Raw genomic sequence first — 1384 nt, forward strand, 5'->3', positions numbered from 1 at the left:
GATTGATGGGATGGACTCCCCCGTTTGTTTGCGCGAAATTCGCGCTCTGGTCTTCATTGGCGTGGGGATCAGGTCTTCAACAAACGAAAGGAGTCCGAGATGCATGCTACTACCGTGGCCGTCGACTTGGCCAAATCCGTTTTCCAGATCGCTGTGGCCGACGAGCACTGGCGCATCGTTGAAACCCAGCGCCTGACACGCACCCAGTTCGAGCGCTGGTTCGCCAACCGAGCCGTCGGCCTGGTCATCATGGAAGCGTGCGGCTCGGCCCACCACTGGGCTCGCTGGCTCAATGGCCTGGGCATTTTCGTTCGCCTGCTGCCCGCCCAGTACGTGCGCGCCTACGTCAGGCGCAACAAGACCGACGCCACCGATGCAGCCGCCTTGCTCGAAGCGGCCCGAGCCTCTGACATTCGCCCCGTGCGCGTGAAGTCCGTCGAGCAACAGGCCCTGCAAGGCCTGCATCGCATCCGCTCGCTCTGGATGGGCACGCGCACCTCGCGCATCAACGCCTTGCGCGGTTTCTGCCGTGAGTTCGGCATCACCATCCCTCAAGGTGCGCGCACCGGCGTTGAGACAATCGGCCGTGTGCTGGCCGACCCACGCTCGGCCGTGCCCGATCTGATCCGGCACACCGCCGGCATGCTTCTCGAAGAAATCCGCCTGCTCGAAGCCCGCATCGCCCAGGTCGAACGCGAGCTGTCCGCTGTGGCCCGCCACAGCCCGGCCTGCACGCTGCTGTTGTCTGTGCCCGGCATCGGGCTGCTCACCGCCACTGCCCTGGTGGCGGCCACTTCCGGCGTTGTGACCCACTTCCAGGACGCGCGCCACTTCTCCAGTTGGTTCGGCCTGACGCCACGTGAGTACAGCTCGGGCTCCAGCCGCTACCTGGGTCGCATCTCCAAGAAGGGTGACCGCTACCTGCGCATGCTGCTCACGCACGGTGCGCGCAGTGTGCTGCGAGCGGCCAAGGTGGCCGAAGGTGTCGGCAAGGAAGTCTGTGGCATCCGACGCTGGGCGCTCGATGTGCAAGGCCGTAGCAACCACAACAAAGCCACCTGCGCTCTGGCCAACAAGCTTGCGCGCATCTGCTTTGCCACGCTGCGCGATCACGCGCCGTTTGACGAAGCGGCTCGGCTGAGCAGGAAAGCTGGCAGACAGAGCTTCACCTTGCCAGCCTGAGCTGCGCGCCAGCGTACTTTTGCTGATCAAGGAAACAGTCACCTCTCTCCCCACACCACCTCTACCTTTGCGACGGGTTTGATCGACCATCATGGCCAACCGGGTTCCTCCCACACCGCACAACGCCGATAACTCTTCCGGCTTGAAAACAGCCGCTTGCATCGTGTGGCGACGCGGTGACGCAGATTCCATGTCGGCACGG

Annotated in this window: 1 protein-coding gene; it reads left to right on the forward strand. The window is 63.9% G+C overall.

The window, feature by feature from the left end; all coding sequences use genetic code 11:
- Positions 1-99 precede the first annotated feature (99 nt).
- A complete protein-coding gene (locus J2W49_RS25690; protein ID WP_310322773.1) occupies positions 100-1182 on the forward strand; it encodes an IS110 family RNA-guided transposase in 1083 nt (360 codons plus the stop codon).
- Positions 1183-1384: the final 202 nt, after the last annotated feature.

The organism is Hydrogenophaga palleronii (genome assembly GCF_031457455.1).
Taxonomy (GTDB): domain Bacteria; phylum Pseudomonadota; class Gammaproteobacteria; order Burkholderiales; family Burkholderiaceae_C; genus Hydrogenophaga; species Hydrogenophaga palleronii_A.

Bases quoted from the DNA above. Each gene is read 5' to 3' on its own strand.
- J2W49_RS25690 (WP_310322773.1), top strand. From the start codon at position 100: ATGCATGCTACTACCGTGGCCGTCGACTTGGCCAAATCCGTTTTCCAG.